This window comes from Pseudomonas sp. HMSC065H01, assembly GCF_001815235.1.
Lineage (GTDB): Bacteria > Pseudomonadota > Gammaproteobacteria > Pseudomonadales > Pseudomonadaceae > Pseudomonas > Pseudomonas aeruginosa.
The window spans coordinates 1-18,460 of the sequence record NZ_KV819872.1 but is presented as its reverse complement, the minus strand read 5'-3'; the positions used below and the strand labels follow the sequence as shown (position 1 = coordinate 18,460).

The following is an 18,460-nucleotide window of genomic DNA, read 5'->3' as shown; positions in this document are numbered from 1 at the left end:
CCATGAGCCATCTCTTCGCGCCCGAAGCGCCCGTCAGCCTCACCATCCATGGCAGCGACCAGACCTTCCCGGTGCGGCGGGTCTACTGCGTCGGCCGCAACTACGCCGCCCACGCCCGGGAAATGGGCTTCGATCCCGAGCGCGAGCCGCCGTTCTTCTTCTGCAAGCCGGCCGACGCGGTGGTCCCGGTCGCCGCCGGCAGCACCCTGGAGCTGGCCTACCCGAGCCAGACCGGCAACTACCACTACGAGATCGAACTGGTGGCGGCGATCGGCAAGGGCGGCTGCGACATCCCCCTGGAGCAGGCCGAGGAACACGTCTGGGGCTACGCGGTGGGCCTGGACATGACCCGCCGCGACCTGCAGATGCGCATGCGCGAGATGGGCCGGCCCTGGGAGATCGGCAAGGCCTTCGACCGCTCGGCGCCGATCGGCCCGCTCTACCCTGCCAGCCAGGTCGGCCATCCGCGCCACGCCGCCATCAGCCTCCAGGTCGACGGCGAGGATCGCCAGCGCAGCGACATCGACCAGTTGATCTGGTCGGTGGCGGAAACCGTCAGCTACCTGTCGCGCTTCTTCGAGCTGCGCCCCGGCGACCTGGTCTTCACCGGCACCCCGGAAGGCGTCGGCGCGGTCGAGCGCGGCGAGCGGATGCTCGGCACCATCGACGGCCTCGGCGAACTCAGCGTCCGCGTGGTCTGACCCACTGCCCGCGCACGGCGCGGGCCCACCCTGCCCTTCATCCGGGCTGTCGCCGCGGCGACGGCCGAGGAACGCTCATGCCTACGCCCGACAAGAACAACAAGATCGACGTCCAGGCTTTCATCGATGCGCAGGCGGTTTCCGCCTTCCAGTTGCGAGTGCTGTCGCTGTGCTTCCTGATCGTCGCCATGGACGGATTCGACACCGCCGCCATCGGCTTCATCGCCCCGGCCCTGGCCCACGACTGGCAACTGAGCCCGGCGCAACTCAGTCCGATCCTCGGCGCCGCGCTGGCCGGCCTGGCCCTCGGCGCCTTCGCCGCCGGCCCGCTGGCCGACCGTTTCGGACGCAAGAGCGTGCTCCTGCTCTCGGTGCTGTTCTTCGGCGGCTGGAGCCTCGCCTCGGCCTACGCCGGTTCGGTGGAAACCCTGGCCCTGCTGCGCTTTCTCACCGGCCTCGGCCTGGGCGGGGCGATGCCCAACGCGATCACCCTGACCTCCGAATACTGCCCGCGCCGGCACCGCGCGCTGATGGTCACCGCGATGTTCTGCGGCTTCACCCTCGGCTCGGCGCTGGGCGGCCTGCTCGCCGCGCGGATGGTCCCGGCGCTGGGCTGGGAAAGCGTGCTGCTGCTCGGCGGCGGCCTGCCCCTGGCGAGCCTGCCGCTGCTCTGGGCATGCCTGCCGGAGTCGGTGCGCTTCCTCGCCCGCCGCGCACCGGACGCGGCGCGCCTGCGGCGCATCCTCGAACGCCTGGGGCGCCTGCCCGACGGCTGGGCCGGACGCCTCGAACTGCCCGCCGACGAGTCCGACGGCACCTCGCCCCTGCGGCAGATCCTCGGCGCCGAGCTGCGCGGCGGCACCCTGCTGCTCTGGGCCACCTTTTTCATGGGCCTGCTGATCATCTACCTGCTGACCAACTGGCTGCCGACGCTGATCGGCGGCACCGGCTTCAGTCTCGGCGAGGCGGCGACGATCAGCGCCATGTTCCAGCTCGGCGGCACCCTCGGCGCACTCCTCCTGGGCAGCGCCATGGATCGCTTCGACGCGCACCGGGTGCTGAGCCTGGCCTACGTCGGCGGCGCCCTGTTCATCCTCGGCATCGCCAGCCTCTACCACAGCTTCGCCCTGCTGGCGCTGTGCGTCGCCGGCGTCGGTTTCTGCATCAGCGGCTCGCAGGTCGGCGCCAACGCCCTGGCCGCCGATTTCTATCCGACCCGCAGCCGCGCCACCGGGGTCAGCTGGGCCCTCGGCCTGGGCCGCATCGGCTCGATCGTCGGCTCCCTTAGCGGCGGCGCCCTGCTCGGCCTGGGCCTGGGCTTCAGCGGCATCCTCGCCCTGCTGGTGATCCCGGCGCTGCTCGCCGCCGTGGCCGTGCATCGCCTGGGCCGGCGCCGGGCCAGGCCTTCTCCCACCACTCTCTGAACAGGACTTTCCATGCAGCTCTACAGCTTCTTCAACAGCTCCACGTCCTATCGGGTGCGTATCGCATTGGCCCTGAAAGGCCTGGATTACCAGGTAGTGCCGGTCAACCTGCGGCAGGGCGAGCAACTGCGCCCGGCCGACCGCCAGCGCAACCCGATGGGCGCGCTGCCGACCCTGGTCGACGCCGACGGTCGCCGGTTCAGCCAGTCGCTGGCGATCATCGACTACCTCGACGCCGTGCAGCCCGAACCGCGCCTGATCCCTCTCGACCCACTGCATCGCGCCCAGGCGCTGGAACTGGCCCTGCTGGTGGCCTGCGACATCCATCCGCTGAACAACGTGCGGGTGCTCAAGTACCTGACCCAGGTCCTCGGCATAGACGCCGAGGACCGCCAGCGCTGGTACGCGCACTGGGTCGCCGAGGGCCTGGCGGCGGCGGAGACCCTGCTGAACCGACACCGTCGCGGCGCCTTCTTCGCCGGCGCCGCAGCGGGCATCGTCGAGTGCTGCCTGGTACCGCAACTGGCCAACGCCCGGCGCATGGGCTGTGACCTGGCGCCCTACCCGGCGTTGCTCGAACTGGAGGGGCGCTGCCTGGCGCTCGAAGCCTTCCAGCGCGCCAGCCCCGAGCGCCAGCCCGACTACCTGCCGGACTGACGCGCTGCCCCGTGGAAAACAACAACAAGAAGGACACGCCCATGACCACCCGCATCCGGGCCAGCCTGCTGGCCCTGCCCCTGCTGCTGCCCTCGTTCCAGGCTATCGCCGCGCTGCCGGGGATGAACCTCGGCCAGACCTCCTTCCTCGACGGCAAGGCCCTGCCCGGCACGCTGTTCCAGCAGTTCGTGAATATCTACGAGGCCGACGACTTCATGGACGCCAACGGTCACCGGCGCCCGCTCGACAACCGCCTGCGCACCCTGCTCGCCACCAGCCACTTCGCCCACATCAGCCAGCACCAGCTGTTCGGCGCCTACTACGGCGCGGAAATCCTCGTCCCGGTGCTGCTCGCCGATCCCGACTTCGAACCCCACGCCGGCAGCGCCAACGGCCTCGGCAACCTGATCGTCAGTCCGTTCATCCTGCAATGGCCGCAGACCGAGCTGTTCGGCCGGCCCTACTGGCAGCGCCTGAACCTCGCCTTCCAGTTACCCACCGGGCGCTACGACAGGCATCGGGCGATCAATCCCGGCAGCAACCACTGGAGCTTCAACCCGCACTACGCGCTGACCTGGGAATTCGCCGAAGGCTGGGAAGCCAGCGCTCGCCTGCAGTACCTGTTGCCGGGCAAGAATCGCGACCCGGCGCCGCCGTTGGCCGACGACTACCTGCAACCGGGCCAGGCGTTCCACGCCAACTACTCGGTATCGCTGGCGCTGGATGCGCATTGGCGGCTCGGGTTGTCCGGCTACAGCCTGCGACAGATCACCGACGAGCGGGTCGACGGCCACGACCGCCCGGACTCCCGCGAGCGGGTCGATGCCATCGGCCCGGCGCTGATGTTCGGCTGGGGCAAGTCGCGGCTGTTCCTCAACGCCTATCACGAATACGGCGCACGCAACCGCAGCGAGGGCAGCCGGCTGATCCTGCGCTACTCGCAGGTCTTCTGAGCGTCGCCTTCCGGGACGATCGGCAAGCGCTCCAGGGTGCGGAACACCGAGCTGCGCCGCCAGCGCAGGTCCGTCGGTTCCGAGGCCAGGGCGAAACGGCGACGCACCAGGCCGCGCAATGCGCATTGCAATTCGAGCCGGGCCAGGTACGCGCCCAGGCAGTAGTGCGGACCATGGGCGAACGCCACGTGCTGCTTGGCGTTCGCTCGCTGCAACTGCAGGCGGTCGGGGGCGGCGAACATCTCCGGGTCGCGGTTCGCCGCGAGGAAGCTCAGCCAGACCTTCTCTCCAGGCGGAATCCGCTGGCCGCCGATCTCCACCTCCTCCAGGGTGCAACGCACGCCGCCGCGCACCGCGCCATCGAAGCGCAGCAGTTCCTCCACCGCGTTCGCCGCCAGCTCCGGGCACCGCCGCAGCAGGTCGAGCTGGTCGGGATGGGTGAGCAGCGCCAGCGTAGCGTTGCCGACCATGCTGATGGTGGTTTCGAAGGCGGCCATGAACACCATGGCATAGGCCGCTACCAGGTCCTCGAGGCCCAGTCCGGCCTCCAGCATCGCGGCGCCGTCGAGGATGCTCGGCGCCGCGCCGGACGGCGGGCGCGAAGAGCCATCGCTCCAGCCGCGCGCCTGGCGTTGCAGGTAGTCGCTGAAGGCGGCCGCGCTGCGGTTGATCTGCCCGGCATCGCCGTGGCTGGCGGCGAGATCGAGCCCGGCGGCCAGATCGCGGCCCCAGGGCAGCAGTTGCCCGGTATCTTCGCGGGGAAAGCCGAACAGCTCGGCGGCCACCCGGATCGTCAGCGGTTCGGCGAAATCCCTGAGCAGATCGGGCTCGCGGCGCTCCAGCAAGCTGTCGAGGAGTTCTTCCACCAGCACCTCGATGCGCGCTTCCCAGCGGCGCACGGCGTCGGGGCCGAAGGCCGGAGCGAACAGCCTGCGCAGGCGGGTGTGCCGCGGCGCGTCGTTGAACAGCATGAAGTTGTCGTAGAAGCGCGCCAGCGGTTGCAATTGCTGGTGGCCGAACCAGCTGGCGCCGCCCTGGCGGACGCCGGCGGCGCCAAAGCGAGCGGGGTCGGCGGAGAAACGGCGGTCGCGCAGGCACGCCGAAACATCGGCATAGCGACTGATCCACCAGATCGAGGCCTGGTCGCGGCAGACCGGCGCACGGGAGCGGATCAGCCGCAACAGCGGATAGGGATCGGCGACGAAGTCGGGATGGTAGGTGTGGATGTCGAAACCGTCGCTCCGCGGGGCGAGCGCCGGACGCTGAGCGTCATGGCGCGGCTGCGCGCTGCCTTCCTCGCTGAATGCGTCGTCCATGGCCCTTGCTCCGCTGGGTTGGCGTAACGCAGGGAGTATAGATGGCCGGCGGCTCGGCGCCGGCCCGGAGGATCAGCGCGGACCGAGGATCTCCGCCAACTGGTCCGGCTGCGGCGCGCCCTGTTGCTGCTGCATGCGCCCCTCGGCATTGAGATAGAAGATCGCCGGGGTCGCCGCGGCGCCCATCGACTCCATCAGTTCCATGTTGCCGGCGAGCTGCTTGCGCACCGCCGCCGGGATCTTCGCCAGCGGCTTCAGGGTGCTGGCCTTGCCCGCCTGCTCATGGTCGTGCAGGGCCTTCTGCGGGTCCTTGCTGGCCAGCAGCGCGGCGGACTTGGCTTCGCTGTCCTCGCGGATGATGCCGACCATGATATGCCGCAACTGCACCTTGCCGGCATCCACCCAGGGTCGCGCCTGCTCCCAGAACATGGTGCAGTACGGGCAGTTCGGGTCGCTGAACAGGTAGACCACGCGCGGCGCGTCGGCACGGCCATCGGCGATCCAGGCGCTCTGCTCCATCTTCTGCCACATTTCCTTGGCCAGCGGCGCATACACCAGGCGCTCCAGCGGTTCGCGGCTGAGGTCCTTGCCCTGGGCGTCGAACAGGTGGCCGGTGAGTACGTGCTTGCCGTCGGGCGTCAGGTACAGCGCCATGCCCTGGTTCTGGTATTCGGCGGCGTAGCCGCGCAGGCCATCCGGGGCGTCGAAGCTGCCGAGGATGCGGGCGCCCTTCTCCTGGACCATGCGGATCGGTGCCGGCAGCTCCTCCGCCGCCGTGGCCAGGCCGGCGTTGAGGAGGGTCAGGCCCAGGCCAAGGGTGATCAGGTTGCGCGGCAGTCTCATTCGGAACTCCTGGTTGCGGGGGCGGCAGCGGCCGGCTCGAAGGCTTCGAGGTAGCGCGCCAGGCTGCCGCGGGACAGTTCGCCGAGATGGCTGCCCAGCAGGCGGCCCTCGGCGGTGTAGAAAACGGTGGTGGGCAAGGCGACCGAGCCGACCTGCTGGCCAAGCTGCCCGCCGTTGTCGAACAGCAGGTTGTCCAGGCGCAGGTTCTCGCCCTGGAGGAAATGGCGCACGGTCTCGGCGCTCTCGCCCTGGTTGGCGAAGAGGAACACCACGTCGGGATTCTCCGCCTGCGCCTGTTGCAGCACCGGCATCTCACGCCGACACGGCGGGCACCAACTGGCCCAGAGGTTGATCACCAGCGGGCGGCCCCGGAAATCGGCCAGTTGCACCGACTCGCCGGCGGCGTTGCGCAGGCTCAGTTCGGGCAGACGCGTACCGCGCTCGTAGATGCCCAGGCCCAGGCTGCCAAGCAGCCAGAACGCCAGTCCGAGGCTGGCGCCGACACCCAGCGAGCGACGTAGCGCCGGTCGCCGCCAGGCCCAGAACAGCGCGCCGAGCACGGCGGCGAGCAGGCCTGGCCAGGCGAGGAAACCGCCATCGCGGATATCCAGCATCTGTGCGAAGTCGCCACGGTACTGCGGCCAGTAGCGCACCACGAAGGCCAGGCGCGCCACCAGCAGGCCGAGCAACAACAGGTTGAACAGCACCGGCTCGGCGTTGCGCCCGCCACCGCGCGCCGCCAGCCAACCGCCGAGCAGCGCGGCGCCGAGGGCGAGGAACAGCAGCAGGTGTTGCAGCGAGACCACCAGCGGCCCCAGGGAAAAACTCAGCATCAGCCGCGCTCCCGGGTCGCCTGCCAATGGGCGAGGAAGCCGCCGGCGTCGACTTCGCCGGTCAACCGGCGCGCGCGGCGCTCCTCGCCTTCCGGGCCGATCCAGATCAGGCTCGGCGGGCCGGGTACCTGGTAGCGGTGCAGCAGCTCGCGGCTGGCGGCGTTGTCCGCGGTCACGTCGAGCCGCAGCAGGCGCACGCCCTGCAGGGCGGCGAGCACATCGGGTTTGGCGAACACCTGTTTCTCCATGATCCGGCAGGACACGCACCAGTCAGCGTAGTAGTCGAGCAGCACCCATTGTCCCTCGGCCTTGGCCGCAGCCAACTGACGGTCCAGCTCGGCCGGCTGGCTGACCGTGAGGAACGCCTCATGCGAGCTGGCCGTCGGCGTAGCGCCCCGGTTCGCCGCCGCATACACCTGTAGCGGACGCCAGGGGTCGTCTGCCCCGGCCGCGGCGCCCAGCAGCATCGCCGCGCCCCAGAGACCGAAGATGCAGCCCGCCGCGCCGAACAGCACCGCGTGCCGTGCCAGGCCTCGCGCCGTGTGCAGCGCGGCGTAGGCCAGGACCAGCAGCAACGCGCCGCCAAGGCCGATCCACAGCGCCTCGCCGAGCAGCGGACGCAGGAGTATCCAGGCGGTGCCGAGGAAAAGGAAGCCGAACACGCCCTTGACCAGGTTCATCCAGGGACCGGGCTTGGGCAGGAAGCGGCTGCCGACCGTCACCAGCAGCAACAGCGGCATGCCGATGCCGAGGCCCAGGCTGAACAGCACCAGGCCGCCATGCAGGGCATTGCCGGTCTGCGCGATATAGAGCAAGGCGCCGGCCAGTGGCGCGGTCATGCACGGCCCCACCAGCAGCCCGGACAACGCGCCGAGCGCGGCCGCGCCGGCGAGGCTGCCGCCCTTGCGGCCACGACTGAGACCGTCGAGGCGGTCGCGCAGGGCCGCCGGCAGTTGCAGTTCGAAGAAGCCGAACATCGGCAGCGCGAGGAACACGAACAGCGCGGCGAAGCTGCCCAGCAGCCACGGCTGTTGCAGCCAGGCCTGCAGGTTGCCGCCAAGCAGCGCCGCGACCACCCCGAGTCCGGCGTAGACCAGCGCCATGCTCAGCACGTAGCTACCGGCCAGCAGCAGGCCGCGACGAGGGCCGGCGCCGCTGCCGACCACCAGCCCAGCGAGGATCGGCAGCATCGGCAGCGAACAGGGAGCGAACGCCAGCAGCAGGCCGAGGCCGAAGAACAGCAACAGGCTCCAGGCCAGGTTGCCGGCCTGCAGGCTGCCAGCCAGGCCCTGGTCCTCGGCGACTTCGCCGCTCGTCCCGGCGACGGCGGCGGCAGGGCCGGTACCGCCCAGGTCGAGCGCCTGGCTTTGCGGCGGATAGCACAGGCCGGCGTCGGCGCAGCCCTGCCAGCCCAGGCGCAGTTGTCCGGCGGCGGCCGCCGGCAGGGTCAGTTCCAGGCTCTGGCGATAGACCTGCGACTCCCCGAAGAACTCGTCGCTGTGGCTTTCGCCCGGCGGCAGCTGCGGCTGCAAGGCCGGGTCGAGTCCGTCGAAGCGCAGGCGCTTCTGGTACAGGTAGTAGCCCGGCGCGATCTGCCAGCGCAGTTGCACCTGGCCGTCGTCGAGGCGCTCCCAGGTGAAGCGGAAGGCTTTCTCCACCGGCAGGAAATCCGTCTGCGTCGCGCCGCGCGGCGCGAACAGGTCGTCGCCCGGTTGCGCCTGGGACAGGCCCGGCAGCAGGAGCATCAGGAGCAGGATCAACACACGCATGGATAACGCCTTCTACGATGAACTCGGCGGCAGCATGGCCAGCGACGATTAACAGGCCGTTAACGCGGCCACGGGAAAACCCCGGCGACGCGCCGGGCGGGGCATAATCCTGGCTTAATTCGCCCGCTTCAGACTCCTATCCCTTTAACCAGCGATACCGCCATGCATGTACTGCTCACCGAAGACGACGACCTGATCGCCAGCGGCATCGTCGCCGGCCTCAACGCCCAGGGCCTGACCGTGGACCGGGTGGCCAGCGCCGCCGATACCCAGGCGCTGCTCCAGGTGGCGCGCTTCGACGTGCTGGTCCTCGATCTCGGCCTGCCCGACGAGGACGGCCTGCGCCTGCTGCAACGCCTGCGCCAGCAGGGCGTCGACCTGCCGGTGCTGGTGCTGACCGCGCGCGACGCGGTGACCGACCGGGTCGCCGGGCTGCAGGCCGGCGCCGACGACTACCTGCTCAAGCCCTTCGACCTGCGCGAACTCGGCGCCCGCCTGCATACCTTGCAGCGGCGCTCCGCCGGGCGCTGCGTCAACGTCATCGAACACGGCCGCCTCAGCTACGATCCGAGCACCCGCGAAACCTGGCTCGACGGCAGCCCCGTGGAGCTGTCGCGACGCGAACAGGCGCTGTTGCAGGCATTGCTCAACAACCGCGGGCGGATCCTCAGCGGCGAGCAGCTCAAAGACAGCGTCTATGGCTTCGGCGACGAGGTCGAGAGCAACGCCCTCAACGTCCACATCCATCACCTGCGGCGCAAGCTCGGCAACGCCATCGTGCAGACCGTGCGCGGCCTCGGCTACCGCCTCGGGCCGGCGCGCGGCGACGGAGACGACGCATGAGCCTGCGCCTGCGCCTTACCCTGATCCTCGGCTCGGCCTTCATCCTGCTCTGGTCGCTGGCCGCGGCCTGGATGCTCTGCGACCTGCGCGGGCAGATGATGCGCTCCTTCGACCAACGCCTGGCGGCCTCGGCGCGGATGGTTGCCGGCCTGCTCCAGCAGTTGCCGCAGCCGCAGCCGGCGGACGGCCAGACCACGCGCCTGAGCGCGGAGCAACTGGGAATTCCCAACGGCATGGCCTGCCAGGTCAGCTCACTGCGCGGCGAAGTCCTGGCGCAGAGCCATGCCACCCCGGAGCGGGCGCTGGACAGCACCGCCAGCGGCTTCCGCGACCAGGAAATCAACGGCGTGCTGTGGCGCAGCTTCACCGTGCAGGCCGGCGATCTGCGGGTCAGCACCGCCGACCGCCTGGAAGAGCGCGACGTGCTGCAACGCTCGGTGGTGGTGGCCGCCGCGGTGCCGGTGACGGTCGCCCTGCTCGGCAGCCTGGCCCTGCTCTGGCTCGGCGCCGGCCAGGGCCTGGCGCCGCTCAAGCGGATTCGCGACGCCCTCACCCGACGTGGCGCCGACTCGCTGGAGCCACTGGAGCTGGCGGCCCTGCCGAGCGAACTGAAGCCACTGGTGGAAACCCAGAACCAGTTGTTCCAGCGCATCGCCCAGGCCATCGAACGCGAGCGACGCCTGACCGGCGATGCCGCCCACGAGCTGCGCAGCCCGCTGACCGCGATCAAGACCCACCTGCAGGTCGCGCGCATGACCGAGGGCGCCGCCGCCGAGCAGGCCCTGGCCCACGCCGAGGAAGGCGCCGACCGTCTGCACCGGACGCTGGACCAGCTGTTGCTGCTGGCGCGGGTGGAAGGCAGCCTGTCGTTCGACGACGGCGTGCAATGCAGCGCCGAGGACGCCGCCCGGGTAGCCATGCACGACGCCGGCCACGGCGACGTGCGGATGTTCGAGCTGAAGCTGGCCGACGGCTTGTCCGAGGCGCCGCTGGAAGTCCCCTCGGTGCTGGCCATCGCCGCGCTGCGCAACCTGCTGGACAACGCCCTGCGCCACACCGCCGCCGGCACCCGGGTGGAGCTGGCGGTGGAAACCGCGCAAGGCTGCGCGCGCTTCCACGTCCGCGACCACGGTCCGGGCATCGCCGAAACCGACCTGCCGCACCTCACCCGGCGTTTCTGGCGCCACGGCAAGAGCGGCGGCAGCGGGCTCGGCCTGGCCATCGTCCAGGCCATCGTGCAACGCTGCCAATGCCGGCTGGACTTCGACAGCCGCGCGGACGGCCTGCGGGTGACGCTGGAAATGCCGCTGCGCAAGTGATGCGCGGGCCCACCCGCCAACCGACTCCCGTAGGGCGAATAGCCGCCCGCGGCTATCCGCCGGACCGAGGCCCAGGCATCGGCGGATAACGCCGTTGGCGTTATCCGCCCTACCCCCGCGCCGACCTGCTTCCGCCGGACCGGGTCTCCGTCCTGCGGACGCCAGGCCACGAGGGTCAGATTCCCTGTCCCAGCAGCACGCCGTTGACCTTCTGTCCGTACAGGTTGACGCCGTCGTTGGCATGGAACTTCTGCCGCGTCTTCTCCACCGAACCGTCCACCAGGCGCGGGTCCTGCGGGCGCTCGTGGCTGTTCATGAAGGCGGCGACGTCCCAGGCGTCGCGGTCGCTGAGGGTACCGGGCTTGCCCAGCGGCATGTTGTACTTGATGAAGGAGGCCGCGGTGTTGATGCGGTGCATGCCCGCGCCCCAGTTGAAGGACTGCGCGCCCCACAGCGGTGGGAACACCGTCTGCCCCAGAGCCATCTGGCCCTGGCCGTCGGCGCCGTGGCAGATCGCGCACTGCGCGGCATAGACCTTGGCGCCGCGCTCGATGCTGTAGCCGCCTTCCGGCGGGGCCACGTCCGGATAGCCGCGTCCGGGCAGGCTGACCCCGGTCGGCGCCTGGCTCGCCAGCCAATAGGCGTAGACGGTCAGGGCCTTGATCTCCGGGCTGTCGGCCGCCGGCACCTTGCCGTTCATGCTGAACTGGAAACAGCCCTGCAGGCGCTCGGCGAACGTATTGACCTTGTTGTTCTTGGCGCGGAACGCCGGATAGACCGGATAGGCCGCCCACTGCGGCGCGGAGTTGGCCCGGCGGCCCTGGTCGAGATGGCAGTTGACGCAGTTGAGCTGGTTGCCGACCAGATGCGGCGCGTTCTTCCGGGTTTCCACGAACAACGCCTGGCCCTGGCGGACCATTTCGCCGAAGGCGTTGTCCGGGAGGCTGCTTTCCGCCGGCGGCTGGAACGGCTCCGAGGGCGCCGTTGCCGCGTGGACGGGAGCGACCAGCAGGCCGGCGACGGCCAGGGAAAGGATCGACGGCATGTTCATGGCTGGCCTCCTGCCTGACCGAGGGTGGCGAAGAACTGGCTGACGCTGCGGATCTCCTCTTCGCTGAGGGATTTGGCGATATGTCCCATCAGATCGTTCGGGTCGTTGCGGCGAGTGCCAAGCTGCCAGGCGCGCAACTGGTTGCTCAGGTACATCTCGCCCTGCCCCTGCAACGGCGGGAAGGCCTCCCCCACGCCGATGCCGGCCGGACCGTGACAGGTCACGCACTCGGGAATGTTGCGCTCCCAGGCGCCACGTACCGCCAGGGTCTCGCCGGGGCTGCGCGGGGTGGCCACGCGCGACAGCTCCACCGGCTTGGGCGCCGGCATTGCCGCGAGGGTATTGGCGAGCGCCTGGATCTCGTCGTCGCCGAGAGCATCGGCTATGCCCTTCATCACCGGGTGCTCGCGACTGCCGCCCTGCTTGAGGTCGTGCAGCTGCTTGCTCAGGTAGGCGGCGGGAAGGCCCGCCAGGCGCGGAAAGCCGGCGGCGGCCAGGCCCATGCCATCGGCGCCGTGGCAGGTGACGCAGGCCGCGGCGGCCGGGTTGGCGCCGCCCTGTGTGTAGAGTTTCTGGCCGTCGACGGCGGCCTGGGCCGTCGCCGCCAGCAAGGCGGTCAATGAAAACAGCAGTCGGTGTGCAACCGGCATGGCAGGGTTCCTCTCTGGCTTATTGTTTTTAGTTCTAAGTTTAGAACCAAAAAACCTATCGCCGAAAGACCCTACCGCACGCAGGTCTACATCATTTTCCCTACAGGCCCCGGATCACGCCCCTTTCAGCCCCGCGACGATTTCGCAAGAGCGCAGCCGATGGGCGTGCTCGTAGAAGTCGCTGGTGAAGATAAGCTCGTCGGCGCCGGTCTGCTCCAGGAGGATCTCCAGGCGCGCACGAACCTTCTCCGGACCGCCGATCACCGCCAGGCCGAAGAAGCTGCCGACGGCATCCTGCTCGTGGGGCAGCCACAACGGCGCCATGCTTTCCACCGGCGGCTTCTGTTTCAGGCTCTCGCCGCGGATCAGCGCCAGCACGCGCTGGAAGGCGGTAGTGGCGAGGAACTCGGCCTCTTCGTCGGTAGGTGCGGCGATCAGCGGCACGCCGATCATCGCGTAAGGTTTGTCGAGTACCGCCGAGGGCTGGAAGTTGCTGCGGTAGATGCGCAGCGCCTCGTGCAGGTAACGCGGTGCGAAATGCGAAGCGAAGGCATAGGGCAAGCCTTTCTGCGCCGCCAGGTGAGCGCTGAACAGGCTCGAACCGAGTAGCCAGATCGGCACCTGGGTACCCTCGCCCGGCACCGCCAGCAGGCTCTGCTGGGAACGGCGCGGGCCGAGCAGCATTTCCAGCTCGGCGACCTGCTCGGGGAAGTCGTCGCCGTTGCCCAGGCGGTCGCGACGCAAGGCGCGCATGGTCGCCTGGTCGGCGCCGGGGGCGCGGCCAAGGCCGAGGTCGATGCGGCCCGGGTAGAGCGTCTCCAGGGTGCCGAAGTTTTCCGCCACCACCAGCGGCGCATGGTTCGGCAGCATCACCCCACCCGAGCCGACGCGGATCCGCGAGGTGCCGCCGGCGATATGGCCGATCAGCAGCGCGGTGGCGGAGCTGGCGATGCCATCCATGTTGTGGTGCTCGGCCAGCCAGAAACGGTTGAAGCCCAGGCGCTCCACATGGCGCGCCAGGTCCAGGGAGTTGTGCAGGGCTTCGGCCACGCTGCCGCCGGTGCGCACCGGCACCAGGTCGAGCATGGACAGGGGAATATCAGCAAGCGTTGTCATGAAAGCTCCAATCGGCAGCGGGCGATGGCCGGAGCGCGAGACACGCGCGGAAGGACCTCGCCCGGGGTTTGGATCAATTCTATATCACGCGTTATAGTTTTTGCCCACGGAGAATCCATGGGCTTTTTCCAGTCAAGGCGCGCTGTGGCGTCAGGCGGCCTCGACCGCCAGCAGGGAATCCCAGGCCGCCATCGCGCAGCGGCCGATGGCCAGCAACTGCTGGCGGCTGGCGCCGTCGCGGGCCTGGATCGACAGGCCCTGGAGCACGCTGCTGTAGAAACTGGTGAGCGCGTCGAGATCGGCTCCGGCCGGCACGTCGCCGTCGGCCACGCCTCGTGCGAAACGCTCGCGCAGCAGGCGCGCGGCGCGCCGCCGGTGATCGCGCAGGTAGTCTTCGACGCCTTTGTTGGCCGGCGAGAAATTGGTCGTGCTGAGGTCGACCAGGCAACCGCGCGGCTTGCCTTCGGTGGTGTAGCTGACGGCGGCGCTTTCCAGCAGCGCGGCGATCGACTCGCGCGCCGTCGGCAGGGCGAAGGCGCCCTTGGAAAGCTGGCACTCCTGGCTCAGGTAGAGTTCCACCGCCGAACGGAACAGCGCCTCCTTGGAACCATAGGCGGCATACATGCTCGGCGCGCAGATGCCACCCATGGCCTCCTTCAGCGCGGCCATGGTCGCGCCTTCGTAGCCGGCCTCCCAGAACACGTCGAGCGCCCGGCGCAATGCCTGTTCACGATCGAAGCCGCAGGGGCGTCCACGCTTGGCCATGGGAATTCCTGAGAAAAAAACACGTCATATGGTAACACCGGCGAACAGTCGCAAGGCTGGAGGGGGTCGCTTGATCCATCACCGCGCTCGATATACACCATGCAGGCTTTTTACTTCTGCCGGTTCTCCCGCTGGGCAAACATGCTCTCCAAGGGCAGACGCCCACCCTTCCCCAGGAGAACCGATCATGTCCAGCTTCAGCGCCCTCGCCAGCTACTTCGCCGCTTCCGCGTTCTACAGCAATGCAGTGACCCCTACTCGCCCGGTTCAGGCCAGCGCGCCCGCGCCGACCAGCGAGAAGAAATGAGCCCAAGGAGGCATCCATGCTCTCAGCCCGCTCCCGCAAGGCCCCGACCTATGGCGTCACCTATGTGAGCCTCGAGGATTGCACCCTGCACTTCGAGACCGAGTACATCATCGAGCGCCGCGACGGCAGCCTCGCGCACATGCCGATGCGCACGCCGGTCAGTGAGCGCGAAGCCCTGCAACGCCTGATCGAAAGCTGCATCGACGACTGATACCTCCAGTGCCCGTGTGCCGCTCTCAGGAGCGGCCAGCGGCGTTTTCCCAATCCGCCACCAGCGTCCGCAGTCGCGCGTCGCGCAGTTCGAAGAGTTCCAGCAGCCCCAGTGCCCGGATCGCCGGCAGCAGGGCGCGCAGGTCTTCTTCAGCCTGCCGCCGTTGCGCCGCGGGCAGTTCCTCCTCAAGCAGCAGCCGGGCGTTGGCGATGAACGCGCCGACGCTGCCCTTGCGTATCTCCACGCCGCCCAGGCGGATGCGGTCCTGTCGGTCGGGAAGGATGTCTTCGGCTTTCATGGCGTGCTCCAGGCAAGAATGATGAGCCGCCAGGCTACATCCGCAGTCGAATGGCCTATTATCCATCCCGAGCCAATCATCGTCGCTTTTCCGCCAAATGCTTCCGGAACCCCTGCCCGTCCCGCTCTTCGCCCTGCGCATCGACCGCGCAGCCAGCCGCACGGCCTCCCACCGCCATGCCTGCGGCCAGCTCTACTGCCTGGAGCGCGGCCTTCTGGTGGTCGAGGACGAGCATGGCCGCCAGGCCCTGCCTCCGCGCCAGATCGCCTGGATCCCACCGGGTCACCCACACTCGGCGCACTCCCACGGCAGCCTGGCGGGCTGGAGCGCCTACCTCGCCGCCGAACACTGCCGCGACCTGCCCCGGCACCCCGGCGTGCTCGCCTGCTCGGCTTTCGTGGCGCTGATCGTCGAACGCGCCACCCGCTGGCCGACCGGCTCCGCCTGGAGCACCGAACGCGAGAACCTGCTGCGCGTGCTGCTGGACGAACTGCGCCACGCCGTGCCCCAGCGGACCCGCCTGCCCTATCCGGGGGATTCGCGCCTGCGCAGGATCGCCGAGGCATTGCTGGCCAACCCCGGCGATCCGCGGCCGGCGGCCGAATGGGCACGCTGGGCGGGCCTCAGCAGCCGTAGCCTGAGCCGGCTGTTCGGCGCCGAGACCGGTATGAGCTTCGCGCAATGGCGGCAACTGGCGCGACTGCACGCGGCCGTCGAACGGCTGGCAGCGGGCCAGGCGGTCGGCGAGGTCGCCTGGTCGCTCGGCTACGAAAGCCCGAGCAGCTTCGCCAGTGCCTTCCGCACAGTATTCGGCGAGACGCCGTCCGGCTATTCCAGTCGCGCCAACGAAGCGCTAGCCTGAACCTTCCGCGCCACGAGCCTTTCCCCATGAGCCACGCCAATACGCCCCGCGACTGGGTTCGACGCGCCCCGCAACACGGTGCGGTGGAACGCATCGAGGCTTACTTCGCCGGCCACGGCTACGATCCGCATCGCCACGACACCTATGCCATCGGCCAGACCCTGGCCGGGGTGCAGAGCTTCCGCTATCGCCGCAGCCAGCGCCACAGCCTGCCGGGCGGCTGCCTGGTGCTGCATCCCGACGAGCTGCACGACGGCGAGGCCGGCAGCCAGGAAGGGTTCCGCTACCGGATGCTCTACGTCGAGCCGGCGCTGATCCAGCAGGCCCTCGGCGGCCGGCCGCTGCCGTTCGTGCGCGGGGGCTTGTCCGACGACCCGCGCCTGATCGCCGCCAGCCGGGCCCTGCTACAGGCCATGGATACCCCGCTGGAGCCGCTGGAAGAACAGGACGCCCTGTTCGAACTGGCCCACGCCCTCGACGCCGTGGCCGGCAACCGGGCGCGCGGCAGGCGCCACTTCGACTTCGTCGCCGCCGAGCGCGCCCGGCAGTACATCCACGCGCACCTGGAGCGCCCGCTGGGCCTCGACGAACTGGCGCAGGTCGCCCAGCGCGAACGCTGGAGCCTGTCGCGCGATTTCCGCGCGCTGTTCGGCACCAGCCCCTACCGCTACCTGATCCAGCGCCGGCTGGACATCGCCCGCCGGCTGATGCTCGGCGGCCAGACGCTGGCCGAAGCCGCGCTTGCCGCCGGTTTCGCCGACCAGAGCCACATGACCCGCCATTTCGGCCAGAGCTACGGCCTGCCGCCGGCACGCTGGCTGCGTATGCTCGGCCGCGCCTAGCCAGGTTGCACGATCATCCAAGACCGCCCGCTCCGTAGCCGCCTACCCTGGCGCCAGAGACCAACCACCGGAGCGCACCGATGTCCACCAGCACAACCCAAGCGATCAACTTCGCCGCCAAGCTCGCCCTGTTCGACGACCGCTGGCAACCCAGGGTGATCGCCCAGATGAACGACTACCAGTTCAAGCTGGTGAAGATCGAAGGCGACTTCGTCTGGCACAGCCACGCCGACACCGACGAGACCTTCATCGTCCTCGCCGGTCGCCTGCGCATCGATTTCCGCGACGGCGCGGTGCACCTGGGCCCCGGCGAGATGTATGTGGTGCCGCGCGGCGTGGAGCACAAGCCGTTCGCCGAGGGCGAGGTGCGCATGCTCCTGGTGGAGCCCTGCGGCGTGCGCAATACCGGCGACCAGGGCGGCGAGCGGACGGCGGTCAACGATCTGTGGATCTGAACGAATAAGCAGTGTGCTTTGGCGGCAATGTATATTCGCGCCGCCATAGCGCCTACATATACATGCAAACCTGCCATTGGAGACATCCTCTAAAACACAGCACGCTTAAGAATAAAAACTGCCAAGGCACATAATAAATTTCCAAAACCGCCAGAAACGACACATCTCCACATCCTTCAAAAACCCCTCCCAAGGGCATTTCAAAAGCGCCCCACCTAGACCGTCAAACATGCTTCTGTCTACTCCATGACACCCAAAGCCTCTCACGCAAGAAAAATCCATTAGTTTTCACAGAATTCTCTTACACACATCAAGAACGATATCGTGCTAAAAAACTAACGCCACACCACCCCAACCAGCAGGGAATATAAAATTGTCAGAACACAATTTTAGCAAACTCAAGATAGATAAAATCAGGAGAAGTCCTACACTCATAATTTCCGGCTACGGAGCGGGAATCGCCATACTCTTCTCAATCTTCAATGACCAACTAGGAATGGAGAAAAAATGGCTAGCAACCATTGACGCAACATTATCAATCTGCGCCATAATATTTTACACAGGAATCATTCATCTTATTTCAACAACAAAAGCGCTTAAAGAGCTAAACAAAGAAAAATCTAACCAACTAGAGCCACGAAAACGCATTCAAACACTTAGCGGGCTTCTAATCATGATCTCCACAGGCTTATTCGGCCTCTATCTGATTGGCAATAGCGATATATCACCAGGAGCAAAACTGTCATCATCTACAACCGGCCTAATACTACTTAGCTCTTGCATTATCGCTTTACTAATATCTTTTGAAAAAATCTCAAAGGAGTTATCAGGTGCGCGAACTAAGCATCATTGAGATGGATATTGTGTCAGGAGGAAACAGTCTTGATGCCGCAGCAACAGGAGCTGGTGGAGCTATAGGTGCAGGACTCGGAAAATTTGGCGGAAGTGCGCCCTGCGCATGGGCCTGGCGCCGGATACCCCGCTGCGCCTCTCCGGCGAGCTGGAGGCGCAACCCGACACCGGCTTCGTCAAGGCCATCGACGAGATGCTCGCCGAAGCCCGCCGCGAGCATCCGGCACTGCTCGCCGCCCAGGCGCGGCTGAAGGCCGCCGCCTCGGTGGAGGAAAGCCGCGCCGCCGGCCGGCCGAGCCTGGCGCTGAGCGCCAACCTGGCACGCAGCCAGAGCGACCAGGCGATGGCCTTCAACGGTGACACCCGCGAACGCGACCGCAGCATCGGCCTGCA

At 68.2% G+C, this 18,460-nt stretch carries 21 protein-coding genes and 1 pseudogene; 13 read left to right on the top strand and 9 right to left on the bottom strand.

Annotation, left to right across the window (positions count from 1 at the left end; genetic code table 11):
- Nucleotides 1-2: 2 nt before the first annotated feature.
- The 4 genes from HMPREF3014_RS12585 (at nt 3) to HMPREF3014_RS12570 (ending at nt 3,735) form a co-directional block, all read left to right on the top strand.
- Nucleotides 3-701, top strand: coding sequence for a fumarylacetoacetate hydrolase family protein (locus HMPREF3014_RS12585; protein ID WP_023087463.1), 699 nt, complete (start codon nt 3-5; stop codon nt 699-701).
- 77 nt (nt 702-778) lie between these two features.
- Complete coding sequence (locus HMPREF3014_RS12580; protein ID WP_003122663.1) at nt 779-2,125, top strand: MFS transporter; 1,347 nt, start codon at nt 779-781, stop codon at nt 2,123-2,125.
- Nucleotides 2,126-2,137: 12 nt separating this feature from the next.
- Nucleotides 2,138-2,782 carry a maleylacetoacetate isomerase gene (gene maiA / locus HMPREF3014_RS12575; protein ID WP_003113293.1) on the top strand — a complete coding sequence of 215 codons (645 nt, stop codon included), beginning with the start codon at nt 2,138-2,140 and terminating at the stop codon, nt 2,780-2,782.
- Between the two features lie 41 nt (nt 2,783-2,823).
- Entirely contained in the window at nt 2,824-3,735 is a 912-nt protein-coding gene (locus tag HMPREF3014_RS12570; RefSeq protein WP_003113294.1) for a SphA family protein, read from the top strand.
- Here HMPREF3014_RS12570 and HMPREF3014_RS12565 read toward each other — a convergent pair.
- The 4 genes from HMPREF3014_RS12565 to dsbD all read right to left on the bottom strand — a co-directional run bounded on the left by HMPREF3014_RS12565 (nt 3,717) and on the right by dsbD (nt 8,496).
- Nucleotides 3,717-5,051, bottom strand: a complete 1,335-nt coding sequence (locus tag HMPREF3014_RS12565) for a cytochrome P450 (RefSeq protein ID WP_023087462.1) — start codon at nt 5,049-5,051, stop codon at nt 3,717-3,719. The two genes, HMPREF3014_RS12570 and HMPREF3014_RS12565, sit on opposite strands and share 19 nt — an antisense overlap.
- Before the next feature lie 72 nt (nt 5,052-5,123).
- Nucleotides 5,124-5,894 (bottom strand): thiol:disulfide interchange protein DsbG, encoded by a 771-nt coding sequence (dsbG, locus tag HMPREF3014_RS12560; protein WP_003089790.1) that lies wholly within the window; start codon nt 5,892-5,894, stop codon nt 5,124-5,126.
- The gene (locus HMPREF3014_RS12555; RefSeq protein WP_003089792.1) at nt 5,891-6,727 is read right to left on the bottom strand and encodes a TlpA family protein disulfide reductase; all 837 of its coding nucleotides are present in this window, start codon (nt 6,725-6,727) and stop codon (nt 5,891-5,893) included. The genes dsbG and HMPREF3014_RS12555 overlap by 4 nt, the downstream gene beginning before the upstream one ends.
- Complete coding sequence (dsbD, locus tag HMPREF3014_RS12550; protein WP_023087461.1) at nt 6,727-8,496, bottom strand: protein-disulfide reductase DsbD; 1,770 nt, start codon at nt 8,494-8,496, stop codon at nt 6,727-6,729. The genes HMPREF3014_RS12555 and dsbD overlap by 1 nt, the downstream gene beginning before the upstream one ends.
- A 162-nt stretch (nt 8,497-8,658) precedes the next feature.
- Here dsbD and HMPREF3014_RS12545 point away from each other — a divergent pair, with 162 nt between their 5' ends.
- Both HMPREF3014_RS12545 and HMPREF3014_RS12540 read left to right on the top strand, forming a co-directional pair.
- Complete coding sequence (locus HMPREF3014_RS12545) at nt 8,659-9,339, top strand: response regulator (RefSeq protein ID WP_023087460.1); 681 nt, start codon at nt 8,659-8,661, stop codon at nt 9,337-9,339.
- Entirely contained in the window at nt 9,336-10,658 is a 1,323-nt protein-coding gene (locus HMPREF3014_RS12540; protein ID WP_016253382.1) for an ATP-binding protein, read from the top strand. The genes HMPREF3014_RS12545 and HMPREF3014_RS12540 overlap by 4 nt, the downstream gene beginning before the upstream one ends.
- A gap of 175 nt (nt 10,659-10,833) precedes the next feature.
- On the opposite strand, the gene HMPREF3014_RS12535 is transcribed toward HMPREF3014_RS12540, so the two are convergent.
- From HMPREF3014_RS12535 to HMPREF3014_RS12520, 4 genes are all read right to left on the bottom strand, one after another.
- A complete protein-coding gene (locus HMPREF3014_RS12535) occupies nt 10,834-11,709 on the bottom strand; it encodes a c-type cytochrome (RefSeq protein WP_003103565.1) in 876 nt (291 codons plus the stop codon).
- Nucleotides 11,706-12,359, bottom strand: coding sequence for a c-type cytochrome (locus tag HMPREF3014_RS12530; protein WP_010793053.1), 654 nt, complete (start codon nt 12,357-12,359; stop codon nt 11,706-11,708). The genes HMPREF3014_RS12535 and HMPREF3014_RS12530 overlap by 4 nt, the downstream gene beginning before the upstream one ends.
- A gap of 114 nt (nt 12,360-12,473) precedes the next feature.
- Nucleotides 12,474-13,475 carry an LLM class flavin-dependent oxidoreductase gene (locus HMPREF3014_RS12525; protein ID WP_003089806.1) on the bottom strand — a complete coding sequence of 334 codons (1,002 nt, stop codon included), beginning with the start codon at nt 13,473-13,475 and terminating at the stop codon, nt 12,474-12,476.
- A 150-nt stretch (nt 13,476-13,625) separates the two neighbouring features.
- Nucleotides 13,626-14,240 carry a TetR/AcrR family transcriptional regulator gene (locus HMPREF3014_RS12520; protein WP_003089808.1) on the bottom strand — a complete coding sequence of 205 codons (615 nt, stop codon included), beginning with the start codon at nt 14,238-14,240 and terminating at the stop codon, nt 13,626-13,628.
- A gap of 187 nt (nt 14,241-14,427) precedes the next feature.
- On the opposite strand from HMPREF3014_RS12520, the gene HMPREF3014_RS35315 reads away from it, so the two are divergent.
- Together HMPREF3014_RS35315 and ptrC are read left to right on the top strand one after the other, a co-directional pair.
- Nucleotides 14,428-14,547 (top strand): PA2485 family small membrane protein, encoded by a 120-nt coding sequence (locus tag HMPREF3014_RS35315; protein ID WP_003089810.1) that lies wholly within the window; start codon nt 14,428-14,430, stop codon nt 14,545-14,547.
- A 16-nt stretch (nt 14,548-14,563) separates the two neighbouring features.
- Complete coding sequence (ptrC, locus tag HMPREF3014_RS12515; protein ID WP_003089814.1) at nt 14,564-14,758, top strand: type III secretion system co-regulatory protein PtrC; 195 nt, start codon at nt 14,564-14,566, stop codon at nt 14,756-14,758.
- A 25-nt stretch (nt 14,759-14,783) separates the two neighbouring features.
- On the opposite strand, the gene HMPREF3014_RS12510 is transcribed toward ptrC, so the two are convergent.
- Nucleotides 14,784-15,056: a hypothetical protein gene (locus HMPREF3014_RS12510; RefSeq protein ID WP_003089816.1), complete on the bottom strand. Its 273-nt coding sequence runs from the start codon at nt 15,054-15,056 to the stop codon at nt 14,784-14,786.
- A gap of 97 nt (nt 15,057-15,153) precedes the next feature.
- Between HMPREF3014_RS12510 and HMPREF3014_RS12505 the strand changes: the two genes are divergently transcribed.
- The 5 genes and pseudogenes from HMPREF3014_RS12505 to HMPREF3014_RS12490 form a co-directional block, all read left to right on the top strand.
- Entirely contained in the window at nt 15,154-15,918 is a 765-nt protein-coding gene (locus HMPREF3014_RS12505) for an AraC family transcriptional regulator (RefSeq protein ID WP_003122659.1), read from the top strand.
- A 26-nt stretch (nt 15,919-15,944) separates the two neighbouring features.
- On the top strand, nt 15,945-16,760 hold the full coding sequence (locus HMPREF3014_RS12500; RefSeq protein WP_003113300.1) for an AraC family transcriptional regulator: 816 nt from the start codon (nt 15,945-15,947) through the stop codon (nt 16,758-16,760).
- Between the two features lie 80 nt (nt 16,761-16,840).
- Entirely contained in the window at nt 16,841-17,215 is a 375-nt protein-coding gene (locus HMPREF3014_RS12495; RefSeq protein WP_003089825.1) for a cupin domain-containing protein, read from the top strand.
- A 373-nt stretch (nt 17,216-17,588) separates the two neighbouring features.
- Nucleotides 17,589-18,068, top strand: coding sequence for a hypothetical protein (locus HMPREF3014_RS34360; RefSeq protein ID WP_124014396.1), 480 nt, complete (start codon nt 17,589-17,591; stop codon nt 18,066-18,068).
- Between the two features lie 96 nt (nt 18,069-18,164).
- Nucleotides 18,165-18,460 (top strand): annotated as a pseudogene (locus HMPREF3014_RS12490) (TolC family protein); the annotation flags it as partial.